Source organism: Mesorhizobium sp. M2A.F.Ca.ET.039.01.1.1 (assembly GCF_003998035.1).
Classification (GTDB): Bacteria; Pseudomonadota; Alphaproteobacteria; order Rhizobiales; family Rhizobiaceae; genus Mesorhizobium.
Genome location: NZ_RZRY01000387.1, coordinates 1 through 6,068, shown reverse-complemented (window position 1 = coordinate 6,068; position 6,068 = coordinate 1). Strand labels below are relative to the sequence as shown.

Annotated in this window: 4 protein-coding genes and 1 pseudogene; 3 read left to right on the top strand and 2 right to left on the bottom strand. The window is 63.1% G+C overall.

Annotated features, from left to right (window positions below; all coding sequences use genetic code 11):
* Together EOA24_RS24580 and EOA24_RS24575 are read left to right on the top strand one after the other, a co-directional pair.
* The coding region (locus EOA24_RS24580; RefSeq protein ID WP_133374595.1) for an efflux RND transporter permease subunit at positions 1-2,500 on the top strand (2,500 nt) is incomplete at its 5' end.
* Between the two features lie 372 nt (positions 2,501-2,872).
* The gene (locus EOA24_RS24575; protein WP_245501848.1) at positions 2,873-3,418 is read left to right on the top strand and encodes an RsmB/NOP family class I SAM-dependent RNA methyltransferase; all 546 of its coding nucleotides are present in this window, start codon (positions 2,873-2,875) and stop codon (positions 3,416-3,418) included.
* Positions 3,419-3,551: 133 nt separating this feature from the next.
* On the opposite strand, the gene EOA24_RS24570 is transcribed toward EOA24_RS24575, so the two are convergent.
* Positions 3,552-4,358 (bottom strand): class I SAM-dependent methyltransferase, encoded by an 807-nt coding sequence (locus EOA24_RS24570; protein ID WP_126081570.1) that lies wholly within the window; start codon positions 4,356-4,358, stop codon positions 3,552-3,554.
* A gap of 246 nt (positions 4,359-4,604) precedes the next feature.
* Between EOA24_RS24570 and EOA24_RS24565 the strand changes: the two are divergent.
* Positions 4,605-5,594, top strand: a pseudogene (locus EOA24_RS24565) (DUF2332 domain-containing protein).
* Between the two features lie 264 nt (positions 5,595-5,858).
* On the opposite strand, the gene EOA24_RS43250 reads toward EOA24_RS24565, so the two are convergent.
* Positions 5,859-6,068 (bottom strand): hypothetical protein (locus EOA24_RS43250; protein WP_133374594.1); only part of this gene is annotated, 210 nt, incomplete at its 5' end.

Below are 6,068 nucleotides of genomic sequence, written 5' to 3'. Positions count from 1 at the left end.
CACGGTCACCACGCAAGGCCGCTTCAACGACGCCCGCGACTTCCGATACGTGATCGTCAAATCGACCGACGACGGGCGCCTGATCGCGCTGCAGGACGTGGCGCGCATCGAACTCGGAGCCAAGGATTACGTCACCAACTCCTATCTCAACGGCAAACCGGCGGTCGCGCTCGCCATCTTCCAGCGGCCGGGCACCAATGCGCTCGCCGCGGCCGCGGAGATCCAGGACAAGATGAAGGAGCTTTCCCGCGACTTTCCGAAGGGGTTGAACTACGACATCGTCTACAATCCGACCGAGTTCGTCGCCGAGTCGATCCAGGAGGTCTACAAGACGATCCTCGAGGCGATGCTGCTCGTCATCATCGTCATCATCGTCTTCCTGCAGTCGTGGCGCATGGCGATCGTGCCGATCGTGGCGATCCCCGTGTCGCTGATCGGCACCCTGGCGGTGCTTTACGCCGCCGGCTTCTCGCTCAACATGCTGACGCTGTTCGGCCTCGTTCTGGCGATCGGCATCGTCGTCGATGATGCGATCGTCGTGGTCGAGAACGTCGAGCGCAATATTGCCAGTGGGCTGGCGCCCAATCCGGCGTCGCACCTGACAATGAACGAAGTCGGAACGGCCATCATCGCGATCTCGCTGGTGCTGATAGCCGTGTTCGTGCCGACAGCCTTCATCCCCGGCATTTCCGGGCAGTTCTACCTGCAGTTTGCGATTACCATCGCGGTCTCGACGGCGATATCGGCATTCAATTCGCTGACGCTTTCGCCAGCTCTGGCCGCACTGCTGTTCAAGCCGCACCATGCCGCGGCGGCGGCGCCGCGCTTTTTCCTGGCGCGGTTCGGACGGGCGCTCGCCGACGGCTTCAATCGCGGCTTCGACAGGGTCGCCCATTGGTATTCCAGCATCATTCGCGTGCTGGTCGGCTCGCGGATAGCGATCACCGCCATGCTGGCCGTTTTCGCGGCCCTGATCTACGCCACGGTCTACATGGTGCAGACGGTGCCGCGCGGTTTCATTCCGTCGCTCGACCAGGGCTATGCGATCGTCGTCGTCCAGTTGCCCGACGGCGCCTCGCTGTCGAGGACCGATGCGGTCATCCAGCAGGCGTCGCAAATCATCCAGAAAACCCCAGGCGTCGACTACGCAGTCGCGTTCGCCGGCTTCTCCGGCGCGACCTTCACCAACGCCAGCAACCAGGGCGTCATCTTCGCCAGGTTCAAGCCGTTTGATGAGAGGCTGAAAGCCGGCCAGTCGGCGACCAGGGTCATCGGCAATCTGTTCGGCAGCCTGCAAAGCATCAAGGAAGCCTTCATAATAGCACTGCCGCCGCCGCCTATTCGCGGCGTCGGCAATGCCGGCGGCTTCAAGCTGCAGATCCAGGAGCGCAACAGCGCCGACATGCGGCAGATCCTGGCGCTTGCCTACGAAATCGCCGGCAAGGCCAACAAGACGCCGGGGCTGATGGGCGTGTTCACCACCTTCTCCGCGTCGAGCCCGCAATTCTTCCTTGCGATCGATCGCGACAAGGCGCGCATCCTGAACGTGCCGATCCCCAACATCTTCGAGACTCTGTCGATCAATCTGGGCACTGCTTATGTCAACGACTTCAACGCTTTCGGGCGCGTCTACCAGGTGCGGGCGCAGGCCGACCAGGCCTTCCGCCTCGATCGCGCCGACATCTTGAAACTGAAGGTTCGCTCGGCGTCCGGCGCGCTGGTTCCGCTCGGCACGTTGCTCGAGATCCGCGACGTCACCGGCCCGGCGCTGGTCCAGCGCTACAACATGTACGTCTCGGTGCCGCTGCAGGGCAACGCCGCGCCCGGCGTTTCCACGGGCGACGCGCTGGCATTGATGGAAGGGATCACGGCAAAGACGTTGCCGGCCGGTACCTCCTACGAATGGACCGAGCTCGCCTATCAGGAACGCAACACCGGCAATGCCGCAGTCTATATCTTCGGACTGTCGGTGCTGTTCGTCTTCCTGGCGCTGGCGGCGCAATATGAAAGCTGGGTGCTGCCGTTTGCCATAGTGCTGGTGGTGCCGCTCGGCGTGCTCGCGGCGTTGCTCGGCGGGACTTTCCGAGGGCTGGACAACAACATCCTCGTGCAGATCGGCCTCATCGTGTTGATCGGGCTTGCCGCCAAGAACGCGATCCTGATCGTCGAATTCGCGCGGCAGGCGCAGGAACGGGGCCTGTCGGTCGCAGAGGCTGCCGTCGAAGCCTGCCGGCTCAGGCTGCGGCCGATCCTGATGACCGCCTTCGCGTTCATCCTCGGCGTCGTGCCGCTGATGATCGCAACGGGCCCGGGCGCAGAAATGCGCCAATCGCTCGGCACCGCGGTGTTCTCCGGCATGCTCGGCGTCACCTTCGTCGGCCTGTTCCTGACGCCGGTGTTCTACGTCACGCTCAGGTCGCTGTTTTCAGGGCGCAAGCCCCGTGCCGAAGCCGAGCCTTCGGGGCCGGCAGAGACGCCATCGGAGACGCCCGCCGAGTAGGGTTACGAATTCGCCGCGACCGCGCGAACGGCGACGTTTCTTCCTTCCTGTCGAAGGCGAGGTTGGCGATTGTCCGAACTAATGTCGGCCCAACCTCGACGGCTGGTGTCGCTGCCGTTACGACTAGACGCTTGAACCCCCATAACGGTCATTCGCCGAGTCGTTCTCAAACGACTGCGTTGGGGCGCCAAGCTGCCTGCGAAATCGGATCTGCTTGTGGCTCGGATCGCCACCCGGCAAATCAGCTATGCTGATGAGCGTTACGGCTCAGTTCTTTGGAAAGGGCACGCCCTTGGTGGTGAATCGCTGTCCTCTGCCGATCGAGCGCACGGGGCGCTTCGTGGCGGCGGCCTTGCCGGTGCCGGGCGGCTGGTGGGCAGGCACGAGCTGGTCGGGGCGGGGACCGATCAGGTCGGCGCGGCCCAGGCCGGATTGCACAATATCGAGACGCGGCTCCTGGCCGGCGAAACGGATCGGTGGATCAAGCGCCACAAAGGTGGTTTCGATCGCGTGCTGGTGGACGCGCCATGCAGCGGCACCGGCACATGGCGACGCAATCCCGATGCGCGCTGGCGCGCGCCGGAGGAACAGGGTCTGGACAAGCTCGTGTCGTTGCAGGCCCGGATCCTGGCGAGCGCGGCGCGCCTGGTGAAACCCGGTGGACGGCTGGCCTACGCGACATGCTCTATGCTGTCCGAGGAGAATGAGGACCAGGTGGCAGCGTTCCTTGCGGCACATCCCGCTTTTCGTGTGGTGCCGCTGAACGAGGCCGCGCCGCAACTGGCGAACTCATCTCATCCGGACTACCTGTCGCTGACGCCCGCGCGCAACGATACCGATGGCTTCTTCGCCGCCGTCATGCAGCGAGAAGGTGCGCTCCCAGGTGGGCCCATAGCCATTCGCGATCCATTTTTTTGAATGACCTGAATGGGGCCGGAAGCGGCCTGGCACTTTTGGCTGCCGAGGAACGATAGCTGATGATCAACCCTCGGGTAGGTCTTAGAACTGCGTACACGCGGCCGGCGGAGGCCCCAATGCATGCTCTCCAGTGTTACGCTGGGACCAAGCCACGCACCATACGGAACATCATAGGAAATGACCGGGGTCCATCGGGCAAGCCAACCAGATACCCAGCACGAACATGCTGTTCGATCGAACCGCGGGCGTCGCCAGAAAGAGCCATCAATGTGGGTGTGGTGCTGCCTGGGCCGTCGGTGAACGTGGCCCAATAATCGGCGAAGGACGCATACTCGCAATCCACGACAATGGGAATCTCGGTCACGTCGACGAGGCCGATCTTCCGCCACAGCGTTGCCTGACCATCAGGCCAGAAGAGCTGACGCCCCGCCCGCATGGATCTCAGCCTTGCGAAGTCGGCCTCAAGCACGGCGCCGGTGTTAATGACGAGATCGAATGCGGGCATGCCACCAAAGAACTGAGTAACGGCGGACGCGACCACGCCGCCTGGACGGGTCACGCGCTTCATCTCGGCAACTACCTGTTCAATTTCCGGGATAACGTCCAGGGCCAGGGTGGAAACTGCCGCATCGAAAGAATTGGCGTCGAACCGCAGTTGCCGGACATCGCCGTGTTCATATGCGATATTGGGGTGGGATCGTCGACGGCGGGCTCCGTCCAGGTATCCCTCCGATGCGTCAACACCGATCACATGCGCTCCCGCCTCGGCCAGTGCTTTCGACAACACACCCGTCCCACATGCTACATCGAGCACGCGACTGCCCGGAGCAACATTGGCACGGGTAAGAAATGGGCTTGCCAGATGTTCGCTCCAGCGCCCTATGAATGTCTCGTAGACGTCGGGATCGGCCCAATTATATCGTAGTTCTGCGGTTTCCATGGCGCCATCCTCCCTTGATCAAGAATGGACATTAACATGGCCATTCAGGTCGCGCGTATCGCCGTCACGCCGGGCAATCCAGCGGAAGCTTATTAACACTTCTCAGGAAAACACGACATAGCGGCAGCCCCTGGAATCACACTGGCCCTCCGTCGGCCGGTGCTCCGAGGCATCGCTTGTTTGACTGCCATCACACCCGAAGATCGTGTACTGTGACCAGAAGTCGTAGTCGAGGGATCACCGGACATGGATGAGGAGGGCTTGGCTGAGATCTCAGCCCGGTATGTTCACTTCGCCGATACGGAAGCCCACGGCCGTTCGCCGCTCTACGAGGCGTTGGCTCCTGCGGTTGATGGAGACCGGGAGACACTCGGCTTCCTATCGACCCTCCCGGACACGAAAAGGCAACCGAACCTTCTGCTTGCGGCGGTGCGTCACCTGTTCGGCACACCGAAGGGCTGGACCGAGTTTCGTCAGGTGCTCCTGGCCCACCCCGACGCTGTCCGTTCGCTGATGCTCGAGCGTTCGACACAAACCAACGAACCAGGAAGGTGCGCCTCGCTGCTCCCCGTCCTAGCGCGATTGCCGCAGCCGCTGGCGCTCCTCGAGGTCGGAACCTCCGCCGGGCTCTGCCTCATGCCCGACCTCTATGGCTACGACTACGGCCGCAAGGCGATCCGCCCACCCTCGATGGCCTCGGAGCCGCCTATCTTGCGTTGCTCCGTCAGCGAGACGACCCCATTGCCGACGGCCGCGCCGCACGTCGTCTGGCGAGCGGGGCTGGACCTCAGTCCAATCGATGCTTCAGATCCTGCGCAAGTCGCATAGCTTGAGACACTGGTCTGGCCGGAGCAGACGGAGCGGCTTGCCATTCTGCAGGCGGCAGTGAAGATCGCTGCCACGGTCAAGCCACGGATCGTGAAGGGCGACTTGCGCGGGAGCGAGTTCGCTCGGCTCTGCAGCGAAGCCCCAAAGGACGCCACCCTTGTCGTCTTTCACACGGCCGTCCTCGACTACATCTCCGAGCCCGCAGACAGGGAGGCTTTCGCCGGGCAGGCGATGCGTCACGCTCCATATTGGGTATCGAACGAGTTCCCCCGCGCATTCCCGTCCATCGCCACGCGCGCAGGAACAAGCTGGCCACCCGGGCGCTTCCTCCTCTCTGTGAACCGCACTCCTGTCGCCTGGACCGACCCGCATGGAGCTTCGCTCGCATGGATCGCGGATGAGGCCTAGGGGCACGGCCGATGCAGAGCATTTCGCCAACGCTTGCTCAGGACGGGCCTCCCGAATGAGGGGGATGTCCGGCCCTGCCTTCGATTGCAGACGTTGGCCGACCTCGCCTCGAATTTCCACAAATGGCGCAACTTCGATTTGTCCATTCCTCACCGCGTCGTCCGCTTTCAGGAAGCAGAAACAGCCGTCTCTATGGCCGACATGCGGGCGCCACGCTGCCGGCGAAATCGGATCTGCTTGTGGGTCGGATCGCCACTCGGCAGATCAGCTATGCAGATGGAGCGTTCTGGGACACTTCTTTGGAAAGGGCACGCCCTTGGTGGTGAATCTCTGTCCTCTGCCGATCGGGCGCACCGGGCGCTTCGTGGCGGCGGCCTTGCCGGTGCCGGGCGGCTGGTGAGCGGGCACGAGCTGATCGGGGCGGGGACCGATCAGGTCGGCGCGGCCCAGGCCGGATTGCACAATATCGAGACG